The sequence below is a fragment of the Ruthenibacterium intestinale genome, from assembly GCF_040096265.1.
GTDB lineage: Bacteria > Bacillota > Clostridia > Oscillospirales > Ruminococcaceae > Ruthenibacterium > Ruthenibacterium komagatae.
Genome location: NZ_JBBMFA010000069.1, coordinates 1 through 20,794, shown reverse-complemented (window position 1 = coordinate 20,794; position 20,794 = coordinate 1). Strand labels below are relative to the sequence as shown.

At 53.3% G+C, this 20,794-nt stretch carries 18 protein-coding genes; all 18 read right to left on the bottom strand.

The window, feature by feature from the left end:
* Positions 1 to 173 precede the first annotated feature (173 nt).
* Positions 174 to 548 (bottom strand): zinc ribbon domain-containing protein, encoded by a 375-nt coding sequence (locus tag WMO24_RS05030; RefSeq protein WP_349215229.1) that lies wholly within the window; start codon positions 546 to 548, stop codon positions 174 to 176.
* Between the two features lie 21 nt (positions 549 to 569).
* On the bottom strand, positions 570 to 1,514 hold the full coding sequence (locus tag WMO24_RS05025; protein ID WP_349215228.1) for a nucleoside kinase: 945 nt from the start codon (positions 1,512 to 1,514) through the stop codon (positions 570 to 572).
* Entirely contained in the window at positions 1,474 to 2,934 is a 1,461-nt protein-coding gene (hemZ, locus tag WMO24_RS05020; protein ID WP_349215227.1) for a coproporphyrinogen dehydrogenase HemZ, read from the bottom strand. Before hemZ ends, WMO24_RS05025 begins: the two co-directional genes overlap by 41 nt.
* Complete coding sequence (locus WMO24_RS05015) at positions 2,931 to 3,545, bottom strand: MBL fold metallo-hydrolase (protein ID WP_349215226.1); 615 nt, start codon at positions 3,543 to 3,545, stop codon at positions 2,931 to 2,933. The genes hemZ and WMO24_RS05015 overlap by 4 nt, the downstream gene beginning before the upstream one ends.
* Positions 3,546 to 3,557: 12 nt before the next feature.
* Complete coding sequence (dtd, locus tag WMO24_RS05010) at positions 3,558 to 4,013, bottom strand: D-aminoacyl-tRNA deacylase (RefSeq protein ID WP_349215225.1); 456 nt, start codon at positions 4,011 to 4,013, stop codon at positions 3,558 to 3,560.
* Between the two features lie 17 nt (positions 4,014 to 4,030).
* Positions 4,031 to 6,202: a RelA/SpoT family protein gene (locus tag WMO24_RS05005; protein WP_349215224.1), complete on the bottom strand. Its 2,172-nt coding sequence runs from the start codon at positions 6,200 to 6,202 to the stop codon at positions 4,031 to 4,033.
* A 6-nt stretch (positions 6,203 to 6,208) separates the two neighbouring features.
* The gene (recJ, locus tag WMO24_RS05000; RefSeq protein WP_349215223.1) at positions 6,209 to 8,239 is read right to left on the bottom strand and encodes a single-stranded-DNA-specific exonuclease RecJ; all 2,031 of its coding nucleotides are present in this window, start codon (positions 8,237 to 8,239) and stop codon (positions 6,209 to 6,211) included.
* Between the two features lie 16 nt (positions 8,240 to 8,255).
* Positions 8,256 to 9,353 carry a 5-bromo-4-chloroindolyl phosphate hydrolysis family protein gene (locus tag WMO24_RS04995; RefSeq protein WP_349215222.1) on the bottom strand — a complete coding sequence of 366 codons (1,098 nt, stop codon included), beginning with the start codon at positions 9,351 to 9,353 and terminating at the stop codon, positions 8,256 to 8,258.
* Between the two features lie 13 nt (positions 9,354 to 9,366).
* Positions 9,367 to 10,518: a 5-bromo-4-chloroindolyl phosphate hydrolysis family protein gene (locus WMO24_RS04990; RefSeq protein WP_349215221.1), complete on the bottom strand. Its 1,152-nt coding sequence runs from the start codon at positions 10,516 to 10,518 to the stop codon at positions 9,367 to 9,369.
* A 13-nt stretch (positions 10,519 to 10,531) separates the two neighbouring features.
* Positions 10,532 to 12,121, bottom strand: coding sequence for an NAD(P)/FAD-dependent oxidoreductase (locus WMO24_RS04985; RefSeq protein ID WP_349215220.1), 1,590 nt, complete (start codon positions 12,119 to 12,121; stop codon positions 10,532 to 10,534).
* 5 nt (positions 12,122 to 12,126) lie between these two features.
* Complete coding sequence (locus WMO24_RS04980; protein ID WP_349215219.1) at positions 12,127 to 13,410, bottom strand: CdaR family protein; 1,284 nt, start codon at positions 13,408 to 13,410, stop codon at positions 12,127 to 12,129.
* Complete coding sequence (gene cdaA, locus WMO24_RS04975) at positions 13,400 to 14,263, bottom strand: diadenylate cyclase CdaA (protein WP_349215218.1); 864 nt, start codon at positions 14,261 to 14,263, stop codon at positions 13,400 to 13,402. Before cdaA ends, WMO24_RS04980 begins: the two co-directional genes overlap by 11 nt.
* 78 nt (positions 14,264 to 14,341) lie before the next feature.
* Entirely contained in the window at positions 14,342 to 15,487 is a 1,146-nt protein-coding gene (gene ispF / locus WMO24_RS04970; RefSeq protein WP_349215217.1) for a 2-C-methyl-D-erythritol 2,4-cyclodiphosphate synthase, read from the bottom strand.
* 14 nt (positions 15,488 to 15,501) lie between these two features.
* Complete coding sequence (locus WMO24_RS04965; RefSeq protein WP_349215216.1) at positions 15,502 to 15,852, bottom strand: hypothetical protein; 351 nt, start codon at positions 15,850 to 15,852, stop codon at positions 15,502 to 15,504.
* 117 nt (positions 15,853 to 15,969) lie between these two features.
* On the bottom strand, positions 15,970 to 17,205 hold the full coding sequence (gene codA / locus WMO24_RS04960; RefSeq protein ID WP_349215215.1) for a cytosine deaminase: 1,236 nt from the start codon (positions 17,203 to 17,205) through the stop codon (positions 15,970 to 15,972).
* Between the two features lie 42 nt (positions 17,206 to 17,247).
* Complete coding sequence (codB, locus tag WMO24_RS04955; RefSeq protein WP_349215214.1) at positions 17,248 to 18,480, bottom strand: cytosine permease; 1,233 nt, start codon at positions 18,478 to 18,480, stop codon at positions 17,248 to 17,250.
* 372 nt (positions 18,481 to 18,852) lie between these two features.
* Positions 18,853 to 19,881 carry a type I glyceraldehyde-3-phosphate dehydrogenase gene (gap, locus tag WMO24_RS04950; protein ID WP_349215213.1) on the bottom strand — a complete coding sequence of 343 codons (1,029 nt, stop codon included), beginning with the start codon at positions 19,879 to 19,881 and terminating at the stop codon, positions 18,853 to 18,855.
* Positions 19,882 to 20,039: 158 nt separating this feature from the next.
* A complete protein-coding gene (locus tag WMO24_RS04945) occupies positions 20,040 to 20,645 on the bottom strand; it encodes a stage II sporulation protein R (RefSeq protein WP_349215212.1) in 606 nt (201 codons plus the stop codon).
* Positions 20,646 to 20,794 lie beyond the last annotated feature (149 nt).

Below are 20,794 nucleotides of genomic sequence, written 5' to 3'. Positions count from 1 at the left end.
TTCTACATGATAGCCCCTCTGAATGCAAGGGTTTTTCCGTTTTTTCACGAAAATAAATCATTCCGAAGTGCTTTTGCAATCGACAAACTTTTAAAACTTATCTTTTCTGCCTCTTTTTGTGCACAGACGAGCGTTTTTTCTTCTGCCAAATCCATGCGCGAACGCTTGGATTATCAGAGGCCGTTCCCACACCGAGGACAAAATATGGCCCCCGGGTCGACCTCCGCGCCGCATTGGGGACAGTAGGTAGTCACCGTTTGCTGCGGCTGGGGCTGTTCTTCCTTTGGCAGTTGTGCCAACGCTGCCAGTTCGGCTTCCACTTGTGCCACGACCTGGACGTATCGATCGATCAGCTCCTCATTGGTTTCACCGTTTTTCCGCAAAGAATAAACCAGTGCACCCAGCTGCCGCTGCGCTTTCGCCAGTTTATTCTCCAGTGCCAATTGATCGACCTGTTTTTTCCCTTTCTGTACCAGGTCTTCTGTCACCCGGGCAGCGCCGTCCGCCAGAGTGGCAGCGCTTTCTTTCAGCTTATCAAATGAAATCACAACAACACCTCCATCGTTTTGTCATTGCGGATTTTCTCCCAAAAATTCCCGAAGCATCGAATCTTCCGGGACCAGTGAAAGCGGAATAGTGCGACACTTTGCAAACGTATCACACAGTGACTTCAACCGCTGCGCATAAGGGCTCTGCGCCGGCAAAGCTCCGCGGTGCGCGCAGACCAGCGGCGCCAGGCAGCAAACCTCGTAGGAAAAGCTTGTATCCAGCAGAAGATCCGCTTCCGGCTTGAACACCTTGATATTTTTGTCTTCCCCTTCGCATACAGCCGGCCACATAGACAACGTTTTTTCCACACTGTGACCGCGGAACTGATAATCCCGCACCATGCGCCGTGCCAGACGCACGTCCCGAGTGGGCAGAGAACGCTGTCCGCCCGTGGAATACTCTTCCCGCAGACCTGCGTAAATTTTGTACACACTTTTCGGCGGCAAAAGTGCCGTCAGACGGGGATTGAGCGCATGGATTCCTTCCACCACGGCGATTCCCTGCCCGATTTGAACCGGGATGCGTCCCATTCGGCGCTGTTCACGGCAAAAATCAAAATTCGGGATTTCCGTGCATCCGGTCTGCGTCAGCTCCAGAAGGCAGCGATTGATCTCCTTCACATCCAACGCATCCACGCTTTCATAATCCGGCGTGCCGTCAGGCAGAAGCGGATATTCTTCCAGATTTTTAAAAAAATTGTCCAACGAAACGACCGCTGCATGCGTTCCCAGCTTTTGAAGCTGAAGTGCCAGCTTGTGCGCAGTCGTCGTTTTTCCGGAAGAAGAAGGACCTGTTAGCATAACGACCCTTGCTCCGCTGTTCAAGACGCTTCGGGCCGCGGCATCGATCCGGTCGCGGTAGTCCTTTTCGCAATAATCTACAAAGGCCTGCGGAGACAAGGCCGCAACGCTCAGCAGATCCAGTTCAACGAGACGTTTGGGGATCCATATCAACGTATTGCCCATAAAAATCCTCGATTCCCTGTTTGCGCTGCTGCACAACATCGTAGCAGCGCAGGTATTCCAGCGGATATTTGTGATTAAAAATGCGCTTGATGTGCCCGCAGGGAGCGACCAGTTTTGTGGAACCTCCTGCACCTGCAGACAAAATTGTATGCACTTCTTCCATGATATAGATATTGTACAGGCCTGCAAACCCTGGTTTGGTATATCCCGTATTTTCCAGGTTTTGCAGCGTTCCCTTCTGGCGATACATGTAATAGGGTTCATAGCCCGCCTGATCCAGGCAGGCACAGGCCGACAGCATCTGTACAACATCTCCGTAACGGTCCGGCGCATGATCTTCCACCAGTGTAGAAGCGCGTTTCAGCGTCAGCGTATGCACGGTGATATTTTCCGGACCCAGGGTCATCACGCCTTTCAGACTCTTCTTGAAGCCGTCCACTGTATCCAACGGCAGCCCTGCAATCAAATCCATATTGATATTATTATGCCCCAATTTGCGGGCTGTGTCAAAACAGTCCAGCACATCCTGAGCTGTGTGCCGACGCCCGATGGCGCGGAGAACTTCATCCGAAAGCGTCTGCGGGTTGATGGAAATTCTTGTGGCGCCCAATTCTTTCAGTACCGCAAGTTTCTCCGGCGTCGTGCAATCCGGCCGACCGGCCTCCACCGTATATTCCCGCACGCTGGAGAGATCGAAGCACTCCTTCACGGTATTCATCAGCGTGCGCAACTGCTGCGCAGAAATCGCAGTGGGCGTGCCGCCGCCAATGTAAATGGATTCCAGTTTGAGATGCAATTTTTGAACCAATGCCGCAATGTCACGCAACTCTGCGCACAGGTGTGTCACATACGGTTCGATCAGTTTGGCGCTTTCACCCGTTGTTCGTGAGACAAAGCTGCAATAACTGCACCGGGAGGGACAAAACGGGATGGAAATATACAAGCTGAAGCTGCGAGGTTCTACTTGCGCCAAAACAGGCCGCTGCAGCTTTTCAATGCGCGTGGCCAGACGCAGCTTTTCTTCGCTGACAAAGCAGTCATTTTGAAGATGCTGCGCAGCCTGCTCTTCGCTCATTCCACGGGCATAAAGGTTCCGTACGAGCCGCACAGGACGAACGCCCGTCAGCATACCCCAAGGCGGCTGTTTGCCGGTTCTCTGCCGCAGCATGCAAAACAGCTCATGGCAAATTTCATATTCTTCCTGCTTTTTATCGGCACCGTCTGTCAAAGAGAATCTGCGGGCAGTAATTTCTTTCTCCCACCGCACAGCACAAAGCACGCAGTTGCCACTCTTATGCAAAACAATGGCATCCTGCCCATGTGCCGGATATTCCTTTACCAGCTGAAGAGCCGGCCAGAATAAACGTGCCACATGCTCCGGCTCATAACCGGAAGAAAGACCTGCCAAATAAAGTTTCATTTCGGATCCTCCATTGCCGCGCGCAAGTAATAATTACGGCTTTTCTCCTGCTCCATAGTGGAAAAAGGGCCATGACCGGGAAGCACCTGTACATCATCCGGCACTTGCGCCGCCAATTTCCGAAGGCTGGCATTCATTTGCGCCATACTTCCCGTCTCCAGATCTGTGCGTCCGATATCCCCGCAAAACAGAGTATCTCCGCTGAAAAGGTACTCTCCGCACAAAAGGCAGACGGAGCCGGAGGTATGGCCCGGCGTGGCAATCACCTGAAAATCCATGTCGTCCACAGAAAAATGATCACCATCGCCATAACAGCTGACCTGATCCAAGGGCGGGAACAAGCGTTCATCTACATGGGGCGCGGCATCCAGCTCGCTGACCATCAGCGAGGCACCCGTCGCCTTCCGAAGTTCAGCGACCGATCCCATGTGGTCGTAATGACCATGGGTCAAAAGAACTGCAGCCAAGTGAGCATGATGCTCTCTCAGCAAATCGAGATAGCGCTGTGCAGGCGCATTGGGATCAATCGCAACTGCATGCCCCTGATCCCCGATCAGCAGAAACGTATTGGTACACAATGGCGTCGCTGCCTGAATGTGAAAAACCTTCATTGCATCTTCCTCCTACCGGCTCCAGTCATCTGTTTCAATCACAATGGTGACCGGGCCGTCGTTGACCAGCGAAACCTGCATATCCGCTCCGAATTCGCCACTGACCACACGGCGCAGACCCGTTTGATGCATCTGCCGCACAAACTCCTCATAACAATCCACCGAGAGCGGCGGCTTGGCGGCACGAATAAAGCTGGGTCGCTTGCCCTTTTTGGTATCTCCATACAAAGTAAAATTGGAGATAATCATTGCCTCGTATCTCTTTTCTTCAGCGGAAACATTCAGATTGCCGTTTTCATCATCAAAAATGCGCAATCCGGCACATTTGTGTGCCAGCTTTTCGCACATTGCCGTGGAGTCCGTATCGGAAACCCCCAGCAAAATGACCAGTCCCGGGCCGATGGAACGGGTTTCCGCTCCATTGATGACCACACTGGCAGAACGAACTCTTTGAAGAACTGCCTTCATGCTTTCCCCCTCAGCGATCACACACGGATGATACTTGTAACGCTGCGGATTTTTTTCAGCCGCGCGATCACCGTGTTCAAATGCTCTGTATTGTTTACACCCACCGTCAGCGACATGGTGGCCCGTCCGTCCGAAAGCTGGCGGGCCGAAATCGCATAGCAGGGCAGATGCATCTCTGCAATCAGTCCTGCAACATCTGCCATCAGGCCGTCACGGTCAATAGCCGAGATCTCCAGCGAAGACTTGAAGCTTTCTTTTACGCCCTCGGCCCAATGTGCCCGCACCCAGCGCGGCGCATCTTCGCCTTCCAGTCCCATGCGAACGTTGGGGCAATCACGCTTGTGAATGGACACGCCGAACCCGCGGGTGACGAAGCCAATGATATCGTCTCCGGGCAGCGGGTTGCAGCACTTGGCGAATTTAACCAGACAATCGTCCATACCTTCCACCAAAACGCCTTCACTGGACTTATGCTTTTTCAACGGGACCTTGAACACCGTTGTCGGCGTGTTTTCCCGTACGAGCTTGGAATATTCGTCCTTTACACGGATCATCAACCGGGACAGCTGAATGCCGCCGTACCCCAGCGCCGCATACATCTCTTCAACGGTATTGAGGCGCATCCGGTGTGCGATCTCCGTCATAAACTCGTCGTACTTATCTTCCGGCACCGTGATCAAATTGCGGCGCATCTCTTTTTCCAGCGCCGCTTTTCCCTCGGCGATGTTTTCTTCCTTGCGCTCCTTTTTGAACCAGTTGCGGATCTTGTTTTTCGCCTCACTGGTCGTGACGATGTTCAGCCAGTCACGGCTGGGACCTTTATCCTTGGGACCTGTAATGATCTCAATGATCTCGCCTGTTACCACCTTGTGATCAATGGGAACAATGCGTCCGTTGGCCTTGGCACCGATCATGCGGTTGCCCACCGCCGAGTGAATGGCATAGGCAAAATCAATGGCCGTCGCTCCGGTAGGCAGGTTGATGACATCGCCTTTTGGCGTAAAGGCAAACACCTCTTCCGGCAGAAGTTCGGACTTGATCTCACGCAGCAGGTCACCTGCGTCATCGCTCTCCCTCTGGCTCTCCAGAAGCTGGCGAACCCAGGCAACACGGTCATCCAGCTGCTTATTGTCCGACGTAACACCCGCTTTGTACTTCCAGTGCGCGGCAACGCCATATTCCGCCGTCTGATCCATCTCCCAGGTGCGGATCTGCACTTCAAAAGGGATTCCTTCATGTCCCAGTACCGTGGTATGCAGAGACTGATACATATTGGGCTTCGGAGTTGAAATATAGTCCTTAAAGCGGCTGGGGATCGGATGATACATGTCGTGAATCACACCCAGCGCATTGTAGCACTCGCTCACCGTGTCCAGAATGATGCGCACCGCGTAAACATCGTAAATCTCCTCGAAAGTGCGATTCTGCATGTACATCTTCCGGTAAATGCCATATACACTTTTGATGCGCTTTTTAATAAAGCATTTTTCCATTCCGTTCTGGGCCAGATGTTCGCGGATGCGCTCTACAATGCCCGCAATAAACTGCTCGGCGCTTCCGTTTTTCGCCAGGTAGGACCGAATCTCCTCGTATCCCACCGGATCCAGATACTGAAGGCTTCGGTCTTCCAGCTCTTCCTTAATACTGCTGATTCCCAGACGATGTGCAATGGGAGCATACACTTCCATGGTTTCCAGAGCTTTGTCGCGCCGCTTCTGTTCCGGCCATGCATCGCCGGTGCGCATATTGTGCAGCCGGTCGCACAGCTTCACCAGCATGACACGTACGTCTTTGGACATGGCCATCAGCATCTTGCGCAGGTTTTCCGCCTGCTGTTCTTCCATGGAGGAAAACTTGATTTTGCCCAATTTGGTCACGCCATCTACCAGAAGCACCACGTCTGCACCAAAATTCTGGCGCAGTGTGTCCAAAGACAGACCCGTATCCTCCACCACGTCATGCAAAAGCGCGGCAATCACGGAATCCGTATCCAGGCCAAGGTTCACCACCAGGCAGGCCACCGCAATGGGATGGCTGATGTACAGCTCGCCCGACAGGCGGCGCTGATCCTGGTGCGCATTGCGCGCCATTTCGTAGGCACGCTCAATTTTTTCCATGTCGTATGGTTTGCCGGACTCTTCCGTCAATTTCTTCAAATCTTCATATGTGAGCACAGACGGCTTTTCCATACAAAGTCACTCCTCTAATTTTTTTAACACAGGCGCACTGAAAAGATCTTTTTTCTCTTTCACCGGAAGCAGACGCCAGCATCCGTTTTTGTTCTCGATCAAAGACAGCTGCTCCAGAGCTTTAAGCGAAATGATTACTTTCCCAGCGCTTCCCGCCCCGAATTTTGCAAACAACGGGCGCAAATCGCTCTCCGAAAGGCCCTGCGGATGCGCCGCCAGGAACCGATAAACGCCGGCCGTGTCCGCACGAACAGGGGTAATCGCCCGGCGCTGTGCTTCTTCCAGCGCGGCGCCGCTGCAAAATGCGTCTGCCCACTGGGCCAGCTGCGCATGCTCTTCGCCCATTCCCGCAGGCCGCAGATCCTTGATGCGGGCGGAAACCATGGCACCGTTTCTCCCCTCAAAAATGGAAAGCGCCACCAATACATCCACGGTATCTCCGGGCACATATCCCAGCGCATCCGGCCCCTTCCCGAAGAATACCGCATTCAAAATACTGCCGTTCTGCCGAAGCCGAACGCGGCAATGCTTTCCCTCGCTGACAGGGTAAACCGCATCCACCAAAGCATTTTCCACTAAAAACAGCGGGGCAGGGTTGCCGTTTCCAAAAGGCGCCAGCACACTCAGTGCAGCGACCTCCTGCTCAGAAATCTCGTTCAGCGCGACCGGCGCATCCGCCACAATTGCCGGCACATCGACCACCGGATGGTGCGCGGCAGCCCAAAGATTGATGGCTTTCCGAAATGCGGGCAAATTTTCCCGACGGATCGAGAGGCCGGCCGCCGAGGCGTGCCCGCCAAACCGAATCAACAATTGCTCGCAGGAAGCGATGGCCTCATAAAGTGAAATACCTTCCTGGGAACGCCCGGAACCTTTTCCCTCTCCGTTCTCGTCCACAGAAATGATAATCGCAGGCTTTCCCATACGTTCCGCAATGCGCGAAGCTACAATTCCAATCACACCCGGGTGGAATCCGTCGCCCCAGGCCACCAGAATCCGATCCGACTGATACGTAGGATCTGCGGTCAGCTGCTCCAGTACGATCTGTGAAATTTCCTGCTCCGCCTTCTGCCGGGCAGCATTTTTATCATCCAGTTCCTGTGCCAAAAGCGTTGCTTCTTCCTCGTCATCGCTGAGCAGCAACCGGAGCGCCACTGTGGCAGAGTCCATCCGACCTGCCGCATTCAAACGCGGTGCCAGGCCGAAGGACACATTTTCTGCGGTAAGCTCCTTGCCTTCCAGCCCGCACTGAGAGATCAGGGCAGCCAGCCCCGGGCGGTCTGTGTTCTGAAGAAGAGACAAACCCGCTTTGACAATGGTTCTGTTTTCTCCTTCCAGATTCATGATGTCCGCCACCGTGCCGATGGCTGCCAAATCACCATAATAAGGCAGCATCTCCGCCGGGTCGGCCGCATCCAGCGCGCACACCAGCTTAAAAGCCACACCCGCGCCGGAAAGACTTTTGCAGGGACTTTTGTCAAAAGGTAGCTGCGGATCGACCAGCGCTGCTGCCTGCGGAAGAACGGCCGGCGGCAGGTGATGGTCCGTCACCACGACATCCATGCCTTTTTCCACTGCCAGTGCAATGGCTTCGTTGGCGGAGATTCCATTGTCCACCGTGATGACCAGTCCGACCTCTTTCTCCGCCATCTGCTCTACTGCGTTGGCAGAAAGGCCGTAGCCGTCTTCATCACGGCTGGGCAGTTTGTAATACACTTCTGCTCCCGCAGCGTCCAGATACATATACAGCAAGGCTGTGGCCGTCACACCGTCCACATCATAGTCTCCAAACACAACGATTCTCTCGCCGTCATCGATGGCTCTGTGGATTCTGTCCACAGCCTGTTCCATACCCGCCAGCAAAAAAGGATCGCTGAGGAGCTGACCATCTCCACATCTGCGAACCGCCTCCTGCAAATCACACACACCACGCGCTGCCAGCACCTTTCCCACCAAAAGCGGCTGTCCCACAGCCGCACTCAGCCGGGCCGCAGTCTGTGCATCGGGACGGCTTACCCGCCAGGGATGATAGATCATAACATTGCTCTCCTTCTCATTTCTTCACAGGCACCTTTATCTGGTCCTGTGCCAGGCCATCCTGGTTGAATACGCTTTCCAGGGCACTCACTTCCACCGATATGTCCATGGCCGTATCTTTCAGCAAATTATCCAGCAGGTTGTGAAATGCCGCAGTCACCGGGTCCAGCACGCCGGACACCTCTTTTTGAATGCCGGCGGCCACTTCACTGCTGGCGGCGTGAGGTTCCACCTCATTGTATGTTTTCAGAAGTTTGATGGTTGTAGGCAAATAGTAATCGCAAAAACGGCGCACGTCGTCATCGCAATCCGGATGTGCTTTTACCCAGGCAAAAATGCCTTCCGCCTGATTGTAGATATCCTGTGCCTTCTCCCGGATTTCCTCGTTGTCAATGTCGGCCAGCTGCCGCTTCATCTCTTTCAAGAACTCCTCGCTGTCCGATACGGGCTCCTGCTTTTTCTGCGCTGTTTTCTTCGTGGTGCGTTTTTTTCGCTGACTCTGCTCGTCCTGCTTCTTGGCGCGCTCCGGATTTTGCAGCCGCCAAACAGTATTATTCGCATAAAAGCAGCCGCTGTCTTCGTCCACAAAACCAAAGGGAAAATAACCGCGCTGCACCATATCTTTCAAATCCTGCCGCACTGTTTCCACCGACCGACCGCTGGCCCGTGCAATATCCGCCAGCGGGCACATCTCCTGCACATTGATGATCTCACGGTACAGCTTGTAATTCTTCATGCGCTCCAGCCATTTGAAGCCGATCCGCGACACTTTTCCAAACACTGCCGTCAACAGGCCAAATTCGGCCAGCCCCGCCACATACTCAATGGCAGACGGAACGGAATAAAGCAGCCACGCTTCATTTCCGGCCTGAAACAACAGAACGCAAAGCATCAGCACTGCCATGGCCGCCCCGCCGACTCCGACCAGTCCGGCCAGCAACATTTTCTGATTCAGATTCTTGTCATCTGTGAACAAATGCGCCGCAGAAGCCGCCGTCTTCAGCTGGGGCGCATAATACTTTGCGCCGCAATCGGTAAACTTTTTGGGAGTGGACACATTCTTCAGGCGGGGCAAAACCACCGCCAAAATCACAATCAAAAAGAAGATTTCCACTCTGATTCCCTCCTCAGGACATCTGTCCTTTTTCCAGTGTACGTGATAATTCATCCGGTGTCAGCCCGTCCTGCGCCAGGACCGTCTCCATGGCAGACACCTCAGCGGAAACATCCAGCGCCGTATCCTGCAGCAAACCGTCCTGCAGCGTGCGGAAAGCGGTATTGATGGTTCCCAGGATGCGCATAATATCCGCCTCAATTTGCGCCGCCGCACGGCTTTCGCCGCTTTTGTCCCCCACTTCATTGTAGGTGCGCAGAAGTTTCAGCGTTGTCGGCAGATAGTACGTCGTAAATCTTCTCACATCGTTCTCATCCGCCGGATGCATTTCCAGCCAGGCAATCAGCTGCGCTGTCTGCGCATCCAGCTTTTCCACTTCGGCCAATACCGCTTCGTCGCTGAGTTTTTGTTTTTCAGTGCGAAGCCCTATCCAAAAAGAGCGAAGATCGGCCAGTGTGGCGCTGGCAGGCTGTGCCTGAGACTGTACCGTCTGCGCCTCGCTTTGAGCCGATTGCTGTGCCAGATAAGCAGCGTACGCCGCACGATTGGTGAAAATCCGGGAAGCGTCCGGCGCCAGAAACATGCCTTCAAAATTCCCCTGCTGCATCATATGGCGTATCTCCCGGCGCGTCTTTTCCACCGGGAGGTCCACCGCTGCCGAAAACTCTTCCATCTTACAGTAACTGCGCCCCTCCAGAAGCTGATGATACGCCACCAGACGACGGGCCGGGTAACTTTTCACCTGACAAATGGCCGCAGGAATGGCAAATGCAGCCGCCATCACTGTCGTCACGCCCCAGGCACTGACATCCGTCTCGCCTGATAAAAGAACCATTCCTGAAACAGCCAGCATAATAAACGCTGTGATCCCCAGCCCCAAAGCCGTGCCTTCCAGCGCCTTATAGTTATCCCGCAACTGCTTCATGCGTTTTTCCTTTTTCCGGCGCGCTCTGGCAGGGGCCGTAGACTCCTGCACCGCATCGCCCAGTTCCAGCGCTGCGTCCCGCACCGCTCTTCCAAAGGAGCGCGATGCATTCTTCAGCACAGGTGCAACGTTGCTTTGGAAGGCACCAGCAAAATCCCGCATGGCCGATTCCAGTTCTCTTCTCGCATCAGAAAGTTCCCGTTCCAAATCTTTTTCCCAATCCTGTCGTTTGCCAGACATTCCGACTCCTCCATCAGGCCCGGCTTGGCCGATAATATTCCGCAATGGTCCGTGCAACACGAACTCCGTCTACCGCCGCCGAAACAATTCCGCCGGCATAGCCAGCGCCTTCCCCGCAGGGATACAGCCCCGGCAGATCCACGCTCTCCATATTCTCACCGCGCACAAGGCGGACCGGACTGGATGTGCGTGTCTCCAGACCCGTCAAAACAGCTTCCGGCGCCGTGTAGCCCCGCAGTTTTCGTTCAAAGACGGAAAGGCCGGCTCGAAGTGCACTTGCCAGCTCATCCGGGAGCAGCGCCCCCAAATCGGCAGCGTGAACCCCGCGCGGATAAGTCGGCTGCACACTGGTGATGCGCAGTCTGCCCTCGCCATTCAGAAAGCTGCGCACGTTTTCCGCCGGAGCAGTATAGCCACCGCCGCCCGCCTGAAACGCCCGCGTCTCCAATGCACGCTGAAACGCAATTGCCTCGCGCGCATCACCGCCGAAATCTGCGTCGCTGACGCTGACCACCACGGCGGCATTGGCGTTTTTGCCATCCCGGGCGTGAAAGCTCATTCCGTTGGTCACCACTCGGTCTTTCTCACTGGCGGCGGCAACCACCTGACCGCCGGGGCACATGCAGAATGTATACACGCACCGCTTTCCTACGTGATGAGAAAGCTGATACTCGCCCCGCGGAAGCGCCGGATGTCCCGCTGCCTCATGATACAGGCTCTCTTCGATGCGGCTCTGCAAGTGCTCTGCCCGGAACCCCACCGAAAACGGTTTGGCCTGCGGGCGCAGGCCGGTTTCAAACAACATCTCAAACGTGTCACGCGCCGAATGGCCTACTGCTAAAACCAACGTTTCACAAGGAATTTCTCCGGATGATGTGCGCACGCCGGTCAACACGCCATTTTTCACACACAAACCCGTCAAAGCTGTGTCAAAAAACACCTGACCGCCCAGAGAAAGAATCTCATTGCGAATCGAAACAATCACATCCCGCAAACGGTCGGTACCGATGTGCGGTTTCTGGCGCACCGCAATTTCTCGGGGCGCGCCATGCTCCAAAAGCGTGTCCATCACAAACCCGCACAGCGGATCATGAATGCGGGTCGTCAGCTTGCCGTCGGAAAAGGTTCCCGCGCCTCCTTCTCCGAACTGGATATTTGCATTTTCATCTAAGCAGCCGCTCTCATAAAATCCCAGCACCTGCTTCATCCGACGTTCCATCTCCGGGCCGCGCTCCAGCACCACCGGACGAAATCCCTGCCGGGCCAGCACCAGCGCCGCGAACAGCCCAGCCGGTCCCAGCCCGCACACCACCGGCGGATGTTCCAGCACCGTACTGCCGGCTCCAATCGAAAACGCCTGCTTATTCAAAATCGAAACAGAGGGTGCAAAGCCCTCAAAGGAACGCTCTGCACCCTTTTGTCCCAGCTCTACCGCCACTGTATAGACCAGCACCGGTCTTCCGCGACGGGCATCCACAGAGATTTTATAAATCTCCGCGCCGGCGATTTGCCCTTGTGTCAGATGCAGCCGCTTCAAAGCTGCATCCACGGCCTGTGCCTGCCCGCATTCCAGGGGCAGGCGAATTTCTTTTACCAAAAGCATTCTTGTTACGCTCCTGTGCTGATGTCGCACAGCACTGTATAGGTTCCTGTGGCAAACACGGTCTCTGTACCCGGGACAATGATTTCCACTTCCATGTTCTGCTGCCCTTTGGTCACACTGACATTGGTGGGTGATGCGTCGATTTGTGCCACTACACTGGACTCGCTCAACTCTTCCAATTCATCTTCGCGTCCAATCAGCGTCACATTGTTGATGCGTCCCACCGAGGGCGTCACCGTGGTTCCACTGGCGGCGTTGACCACGCGAATTTCACTGACCGAAATAGTACGTGTGGTAAAGCCCATGGTATTGAAACTGACCGTCACTTTCTGGACCGAATCAATGTTTCGCAGCCCGTCCGGCAACTCAATACTCAGGTCAACGCTGGTTCCCAGCTGCAATTTTGCCAAATCAATATAGCCGGCATTGATGCTCTCCAGTGCATCCACCTGCTCGGCGGAACCGGCCACGCGGATGGTCTCCTGCGATAATGTAGGATTCAGCACTTCCACATCGTATCCCACAGGTACATGCGTGTACTCCACCGTCAGCGGGACCTCCTTGATTTTCAGCACCGGGATGGTCACTTCCACCTGGCTTACATCCGTGGTCAGATAGGTGGAATCCACAGGATTGCCCTCTTTATCCAAAAATTCCAGCTGCGCCGTGGTCAGAGCAGATTCCGTTCTCTTCTCATTCAGCGTGACATTGGCCATCACCTTATCGATGCTGTTGACGACACTTTCCGGGCCGCGCACCGTCACTTCCGCAGGTGATGCCACCGGAGTATCCACATAATAGCCGTCTTCGGGATCGATCCCGCTGGCATTGACCGTAATTGTAAATTTCTTTGTAGATACCTTGTCGAAGGTGACCTGCACATAAGCGCTGGGGCTGATTTCGTTAAAATCGTAAGAACGGCTGTTCAGCAGGGAGTCCGCCTGTGTTGCCACCAATTTCAGCGTATAAGTGCCAGGCCCGTTGACCTGCGAATAATTGGGATACAGAAGAATATCTTCCGCCTCCACCCCGCTGATCTGGTTATCGTCTCCCGAAATGGTAACGCTTTTGTCTTCCGTGTCTTTTTCCACAATATCCAGTCCCTGACTGAGATACGCAGCTGAATTGTAGTCGTAATTCACTTTCACATTGCGGATCGTCGCAATGCTGTTGGGATTGATGATCGAACGCACGACAAACCACAGCCCAATTGCGATCAAGATAGAGAAAACAATGGTGAAACGCTTGTCGGAAAACAGCTTTTCAAAATAATTTTTCTTAGCTTTCATGCTTTTTCCTCCAGAAAGGCTGCTTTTTCTCTTCGGTTTGCGGCGGGACCATATCTCCCTGCAGCATATTGAACAGGTTCTGACGATCCAGCCGCCGAATCAAAACGCCGTTTTTGGCCATAGAAATGATTCCTGTTTCCTCGCTGACCACCACAACCACTGCATCGGAGTTCTCGCTCATTCCCAGCGCAGCGCGGTGCCGCGTTCCCATGTCCTTGCCAATCTCCAGATTATTGGACAAAGGAAGCACACAGCCTGCCGCCTCAATGCGTCCGTCGCGCACAACTACCGCTCCGTCATGCAGCGCCGTTCCCTCATAAAAAATCGTCTCCAGAATTTCCGGCGTAATATCTGCGTTCAGGACAGTGCCTGTCTTGATAATTTCCGACAGGTTGGTGCGCCTCTCCAACACCATCAGCGCTCCTGTCCGTGTATCAGACATCTGCTCGGCAGCATCGCACACCGACACAATGGCATTCTGCCATACTTCACGCAAATCCGCCGGATTTACTTTGCTTCGAAACAGCTGCATACCAAAAAAATTGGTACGCCCCACCTGTTCCAGCGCACGGCGAAGTTCCGGTTGGAACACAATAACCACTGCGATCAACCCGAAACTCATCACACTGTTGATCAACCACTGCAATGTGCGAAAATCGCAAATTTTCGCCACGACAAATGTAAAAATCAGCACCAGAATTCCTTTGGCGATCTGTGCCGTATGTGTTTGATTGATCAGGCGAATCAACTCATATACCAGGAACGCCACAACCGCAATATCCAAAATATCGGAAAGCCCAACGTTCACATGAAACAGGGTAAACATATCATACCAGATGCCTTTCAAACCCATATTGGCACCGCCCTTCTCTCAAAATAAGCCATTATTTAGTATACCATAATCATAAAACGCCGTACAGGGAAAAATTTTTCACAAACGGGTGCCCCTGCGTTCCAAAAGGCATACGCAATGTGCGGCAATTCCTTCTCCGGCTCCGGTAAAGCCCAGCTTTTCCTCGGTTGTTGCTTTTACAGATACCGCCTGCACATCCAGCCCCAGTGCACCGGCAAGGTTCTCCCGCATGGCAGCAATGTGCGGCGCCAGCTTGGGAGCCTGGCAAAGGATGGTCGCGTCCAGATTTTCTGCACGCCATCCCTGTTCGTCCAGCACTTCTTTCACTTTTTTCAAAAGTTCAATGCTGTCCGCCCCTTCATAAGACGGATCGTTATCTGGGAAAAGGTGACCAATGTCCCCCAGCGCAGCCGCGCCCAGCAGTGCATCCATAACCGCATGTGTCAGGACATCGGCATCCGAATGGCCCAACAGGCCCTTTTCAAACGGGATCTCCACCCCGCCCAAAATCAGCTTGCGCTCTTCCACCAGACGGTGCACGTCATACCCATGCCCAACGCGCATTTGGCGTTCCTCCCTTTTCGCGGGAAGATCTTCCCGCGTTGTAATTTTGTGATTGGCATAGTCCCCCTGCGTCAGCTGAACCGGGACCCCTGCCATCTCCAGTATGGAACAATCGTCCGTTACATCCCCATTTGAAACCGCCCGCAAAGCCTTCCGATACAGGTCCGTACGAAAACACTGCGGTGTCTGCACAGCATAAAGCCCGCTGCGGTCCGGCGTATATTTCACCATTCCGTCCGCCCCGATCACCTTTACGGTATCCTTTACGGGAACAGCCGGCGCAGCAGCCCCCATGCGAAACGCCGCATTCAGCGCCGCGGTAATAACTGCCTGACTGACAAAGGGCCGGGCCGCATCGTGAACGGCCACAAAATCTGCTTTGATCTCAGCAAGGCCGTTCTGCACACTCAAGGCACGTGTAGCACCGCCACGCACCAAACGAACCGGCTTGTGGACCTTTCGGATCAGCAGCTCTGCCTTTTCGGCGTTCTCTCCCACAACAACCACCAGTTCGTCAATGGCAGGGTGCATATCAAACGCCTGCAGACTTTTTTCCAGAACCGTCTGCCCATCCAAATCATACATCAATTTATCGAACCCCATACGGGTAGAACTGCCTGCCGCGACTATGATCGCGGCTACCGTCCGATTTTCAATCATCGCGTTCTCTCCTTTTATACATTTTTGTCAACGGCCATAAGCACTGCCAAAACCGGGAGCCCAAACAGCTGTGGGATCAGCACACCCACCGGGTCTGCTCCCGGAATAAACAAAGATACCAGCACCGCGCCAAACTCCACCAGAAGGCGAAGAATGTAGAAAGCACCTACTGCAGACAGCTGCGGCGCGCTTTCCCAGGCTTTAAACAAAAGGCGAAGAGCCACTGTGCTGACCAGAAATCCCACTGCCATACAGATGCCGCGCGCAGCCGAAAAATAACCAGCCAACGCCAGCAAAACCCCTGTGGCAATTACCAGCAGTGCACTGATTCCCAAGGTTTTCAGAAATAATTTTCGATGCGCCATAAGCGCACTCCTTCCAAAAGTCATTCTTATGATTTAGTATACCATTTTTCACAATTTCTGCATAGTAAAACCCGTTGAAATGTAAAAAGATCCCCCGGCAATGCCAGGGGATCTTTTTCAAAACAGAACATTTTTTCTTTCCGGCTCGGCCTGTGCAATCAGGCGACCGTTTTTGTACGAACGAAGTACCGGTGAATTGTAGTTGAGCGCATCGTAATAGTTCTTGGCATCCAATACAATCAGGTCCGCAGGATTCCCCACACGGATTCCGTATTGGTCCCCCAGATGCAGCGTGCGCGCCGCATTGGTTGAGATAAAGCGATACGCATTCATGATTTCTTCGTACCCCATCATCTGACACACATGAAGTCCCATGAAAACCACATCGCGCAGATTGCCGTTTCCAAGAGGATACCACGGATCAAAAATATCATCATGACCGAAGGAAACATTCAGCCCTTCCTGTGTCAGTTCACGCACACGGGTAACGCCCCGGCGCTTCGGATAGGTATCCACGCGCCCCTGCAGATGCGTATTGACCAGCGGGTTTGCCACAAAATTGATGCGCGATAATTTCAGCAGACGCATCAGGCGCAGCACATACGCATTGTTGTAAGAATGCATGGCAGTGGTATGGCTGGCGGTCACACGGTCAAACATCTGCATCTCGTAGGCACGGGCTGCCAGCGTCTCCAGACCGCGGGAGGCTTCGTCATCAATTTCGTCGCAATGCACATCAACCAGGCGATCATACTTCTCCGCCAGCTTCATGGCAAAATTCAGAGATTCCACACTGTATTCCCGCGTAAACTCAAAATGAGGAATCGCGCCGACAACATCCGCGCCCATGCGAACCGCATTTTCCATCAACTCTTTGCCGTTTGGATAGCTGAGGATCCCCTCCTGCGGAAATGCAACGACCTGGATATCCATCACGTCTTTCAATTCCTGCTTCAGTTCCAGCATGGCTTCCATGGCTGTAAGTTTTGGGTCCGTCACATCCACATGTGTGCGTACATGCTGGATGCCGTTGGCCGCCTGCATGCGAACCGCACGCTGCACGCGGTCGCGCACATCGGCTTTGGTCAGCTTGTCTTTCCGTTTGGCCCAGCACTCAATGCCTTCAAACAGCGTTCCGGACATATTCCATACCGGATCTCCCGCTGTCAGGCAGGTATCAAGATGCACATGCGACTCGATAAACGGCGGCAACGCAAGTTTTCCGCCAAAATCAATGACCTCCTCGCTTTCGTTGGGAGCAAGCGCCGGCGCAATCTCAGCAAACTTTCCATCAAGCACACGGATATCGGTCAGTTCCTGCGCATTTTCAATGTACAGATTTTTCAGAAGCATCGCAATTCCCCTTTCTTTTTCCACAGCGGAATTTCTTCTATTTTACTTCTTTTCAAACAGCCCTGCAAGCAGATAGCACACACAAGCCGCCACCATTGCATTGATGGATGCAATTCCGAAGGTGACATAGTTTCCCACAAGGGCGCCCACTGCAACACCCGCAATGGAACCCCAATTGAAATTGCGTTTTGCCGGAACGCCTTCCACATAATCGGCACGGTGCAGGAAAAAGTCCAGCGCAATCAAAGCACCTACCGGCGGTAACGTTGCATTCAGGAAATTCAGCCAGCCCACAAAATTGTTATAAAGCCACAGGGCCGCTACTGTTCCGATCACACCGGCAATCAGCACCATCGGACGCTTACGAATTTTGGTGATATTGGAAAGGCCCAAGCCGGAAGTATACAGCGCATTGTCATTGGTGGTCCAAATATTCGCGCCCAGCACAATCAGCGCGGGAACAGCGAGGCCCTGTGCAATCATCACATAAAAAATATCTTCTTTACCGGTAAAAGCACCGCCCACAGCGCCAAATGCAAACATCAGCGTATTGCCCAGCAAAAACGCTACCACAGTAGTCACCACTGCGACGCGGTTGGTTTTTGCAAAGCGTGTAAAGTTCGGCGTTGCCGTACCGCCGCTGACAAAGGAACCGATTACCAAACCGATACCGCCGAAAATAGTCAGGGAGCCGACATTCTGGTTGAAAATCGCCTCCAGACCCCCGCCTTCCACCGTAGCAGTCACCATCGAATAAATGCCCAGTACGGCAATCAGCGGAACAGACACATAGCTGACAATCTCCAGGCCTTTAATGCCGAAGTAAGCAGAGGCAGTCATGCAGATTCCCGCAGCAGCTACCAAAATGGCCGGACTGATATTCAGCAATTCAGCCGCCGGAACCGCAAACATGGCGATGCCCACGCCAAACCAACCGATCTGTGTAAAGCTGATCAGCGCAGACGGAAGATACGACCCCAGTTTTCCAAAGGACCGATGCGCCAGCATGTCCAGCGACAGACCCGTTTCGCTTCCGATGTAACCCAGCACACCTGTATAAGCTCCCAGAAGAATGCCGCCCAGCAGCACAGACCAGACAAACCCGGACAGATCCAAACCATTGCCCAGCTTTGCACCGACGCTCATACTGGCTGAGAAGAACGTAAATCCCAGCATGATGAAGAACATGGGGACAAACGTTTTTCTGGCGGAGTGCGGAACACATTCCAGCGAATAGTCATGATCAATCGGCTGCGTGTTTTCAGGTTTACTCATGAAATGATTCCTCCAAAATCTTTGTGTACCGCAGGTTGCAGCAGGCCGTAAAAAAGCACGCCTTTCCCAAAAGGAAACGGCGTGCCTCATTGCACACAGCGAAGCAGGACCTTCTGCGCCCAGCTATACCTTCCCTATTCTATGTAATTCCAACAAGCTTGTCAATTATCTTTTCCAAAAACAGCAAACCGGCCAAAAAATTCTTGCTGTGCCTCGGTCAAAAGAGCATTTTGGTTAATCCGTCTATGAATTAGACGCGACAAATCCTTTTAAATCTATTCTCAATGTAAAACGTAGAAAAGCCCTCTTTCCGAATTGGAAAGAGGGCTTTTTGCAAGCAAATAATACTTTATCCGCAAGCTGAAAATCAAATTACAGCTCGGCGAAGTATTTGATGGTGCGGACCATCTGAGAAGTATAAGAGTTCTCGTTGTCGTACCAGGACACAACCTGCACCTGATAGGTGTCGTCGTCGATCTTGGTGACCATGGTCTGCGTGGCATCAAACAGAGAGCCATAGCGCATGCCGATGACGTCAGAAGAAACAATCTGCTCCTCATTGTAGCCGAAGCTCTCGGAAGCAGCCGCTTTCATCGCAGCATTGATGGACTCTTTGGTGACGTCCTTGCCCTTGACAACCGCAACCAGGATGGTGGTGGAGCCAGTGGGAACAGGCACACGCTGAGCAGAGCCGATCAGTTTGCCGTTCAGCTCGGGAATAACCAGGCCGATGGCTTTCGCAGCACCGGTGGAGTTGGGAACGATGTTCTGCGCACCAGCGCGGGCACGACGCAGGTCGCCTTTGCGCTGCGGGCCGTCCAGAATCATCTGGTCGCCGGTATAAGCATGCACAGTGGTCATGATGCCGGAAACAACAGGATAAGCTTTGTTCAGGGTATCAGCCATCGGAGCCAGGCAGTTGGTGGTGCAGGAAGCAGCGGAAATAACCTGATCCTCTTTGGTCAGAGTCTTCTCGTTTACGCTGTAAACGATGGTCTTCAGGTCGTTGCCGGCCGGAGCAGAGATAACAACTTTCTTAGCGCCAGCTTCGATGTGAGCCATGGATTTCTCTTTGCTGGTGTAGAAGCCGGTGCACTCCAGAACTACGTCAATGCCCAGCTCGCCCCAGGGGCACTCTTTTGCGTCTTTAATGGCATAGATCTTGATCTCTTTGCCGTCAACAATAATGGAGTCTTCCGTGGACTCGACGGTGTGCTTGTTCTCGCCGATTCTGCCCACGAAGCTGCCCTGCGCGGTATCATACTTCAGCAGATGAGCCAGCATTTTGGGGCTGGTCAGATCGTTGATCGCAACAACCTCATAGCCCTCGGCCTCGAACATCTGACGGAAAGCCAGGCGGCCGATGCGGCCAAAACCATTGATTGCAACTTTAACTGCCATAATGAATACATCCTCCTTATATTTAGGCAAAGCCCGACGCACCCGCGCCGTTGATTCACCTATAGATCTGTTCCTATTTTACCCCAAATATGCGAGAACTGCAAGTACATTGACAAAAAGTTAACACAAAATTCCTGAAAATCTTTCTGTTTCCATTCTCAGTCGGATGTCAAGCTCTCTTTTATCTGTTCCAGAAACTCTACCGCTGCAAATTTGATTTTATAAGGCGACTTAACCACCTGCTCTTCCTCGTCGGAATATTGGGCTGTGTCATCTGCGTCTACTGCCGCAGGGACGCAGAGCGGTGGAAACAGAACACAGAACCAGTTGTGGCCTTCGTGTTCGCCAATCTCGACGCGCACCGCATCATACCGGCCAGCTGGAAGAGTAAAGTCCTCGTATTCCCGAGTGGCGAAATAGATATTTTCCAGCTTTACGGTTACCGGATAGGAATATCCTGCATCCCGCACAGTCTGCTGGGCTACCTGCTGAATATCCTCCAGCTGACGGGACGCGGTCTCCACGGCCTCAGCCTTGGTATCTGCAGCTCCAAAAAGGCTTCCCTGCGTTTCCAAAATAGCATCACGCACTGCAAGCTTCAACGCCTGATCCTCATCCGAATCGGAATTTGCGAGTATATGAAGGCGCAACGTATCCTGCCGCACCTGATCGCAAGCTTTTTCAAAAGGCGAAAACAGGGTCCACAGAATCGCCAGCATCATACCAACCGCCAATGAAATTTCCCATCGCTTCCATTTTCTCATCTTTGCACACTCCTGTTCTGCCTTTGAGTGTGCCCCGCTCTTTTGGAAAATATTCCCGGTCAAAAAAGTTTTCAAATAGTAACCCACCAGCGAAGCTGGTGGTTCTTCAGAAGCGGGCAAAGCCCTAAAATACTAGCCACGCCTAAAGG

Bases quoted from the DNA above. Each gene is read 5' to 3' on its own strand.
- WMO24_RS05025 (WP_349215228.1), bottom strand. From the start codon at position 1,514: ATGGGCAATACGTTGATATGGATCCCCAAACGTCTCGTTGAACTGGAT.
- hemZ (WP_349215227.1), bottom strand. From the start codon at position 2,934: ATGAAACTTTATTTGGCAGGTCTTTCTTCCGGTTATGAGCCGGAGCAT.
- WMO24_RS05015 (WP_349215226.1), bottom strand. From the start codon at position 3,545: ATGAAGGTTTTTCACATTCAGGCAGCGACGCCATTGTGTACCAATACG.
- dtd (WP_349215225.1), bottom strand. From the start codon at position 4,013: ATGAAGGCAGTTCTTCAAAGAGTTCGTTCTGCCAGTGTGGTCATCAAT.
- WMO24_RS05005 (WP_349215224.1), bottom strand. From the start codon at position 6,202: ATGGAAAAGCCGTCTGTGCTCACATATGAAGATTTGAAGAAATTGACG.
- recJ (WP_349215223.1), bottom strand. From the start codon at position 8,239: ATGATCTATCATCCCTGGCGGGTAAGCCGTCCCGATGCACAGACTGCG.
- WMO24_RS04990 (WP_349215221.1), bottom strand. From the start codon at position 10,518: ATGTCTGGCAAACGACAGGATTGGGAAAAAGATTTGGAACGGGAACTT.
- WMO24_RS04985 (WP_349215220.1), bottom strand. From the start codon at position 12,121: ATGCTTTTGGTAAAAGAAATTCGCCTGCCCCTGGAATGCGGGCAGGCA.
- WMO24_RS04980 (WP_349215219.1), bottom strand. From the start codon at position 13,410: ATGAAAGCTAAGAAAAATTATTTTGAAAAGCTGTTTTCCGACAAGCGT.
- cdaA (WP_349215218.1), bottom strand. From the start codon at position 14,263: ATGGGTTTGAAAGGCATCTGGTATGATATGTTTACCCTGTTTCATGTG.
- ispF (WP_349215217.1), bottom strand. From the start codon at position 15,487: ATGATTGAAAATCGGACGGTAGCCGCGATCATAGTCGCGGCAGGCAGT.
- WMO24_RS04965 (WP_349215216.1), bottom strand. From the start codon at position 15,852: ATGGCGCATCGAAAATTATTTCTGAAAACCTTGGGAATCAGTGCACTG.
- codA (WP_349215215.1), bottom strand. From the start codon at position 17,205: ATGCTTCTGAAAAATCTGTACATTGAAAATGCGCAGGAACTGACCGAT.
- codB (WP_349215214.1), bottom strand. From the start codon at position 18,480: ATGAGTAAACCTGAAAACACGCAGCCGATTGATCATGACTATTCGCTG.
- gap (WP_349215213.1), bottom strand. From the start codon at position 19,881: ATGGCAGTTAAAGTTGCAATCAATGGTTTTGGCCGCATCGGCCGCCTG.
- WMO24_RS04945 (WP_349215212.1), bottom strand. From the start codon at position 20,645: ATGAGAAAATGGAAGCGATGGGAAATTTCATTGGCGGTTGGTATGATG.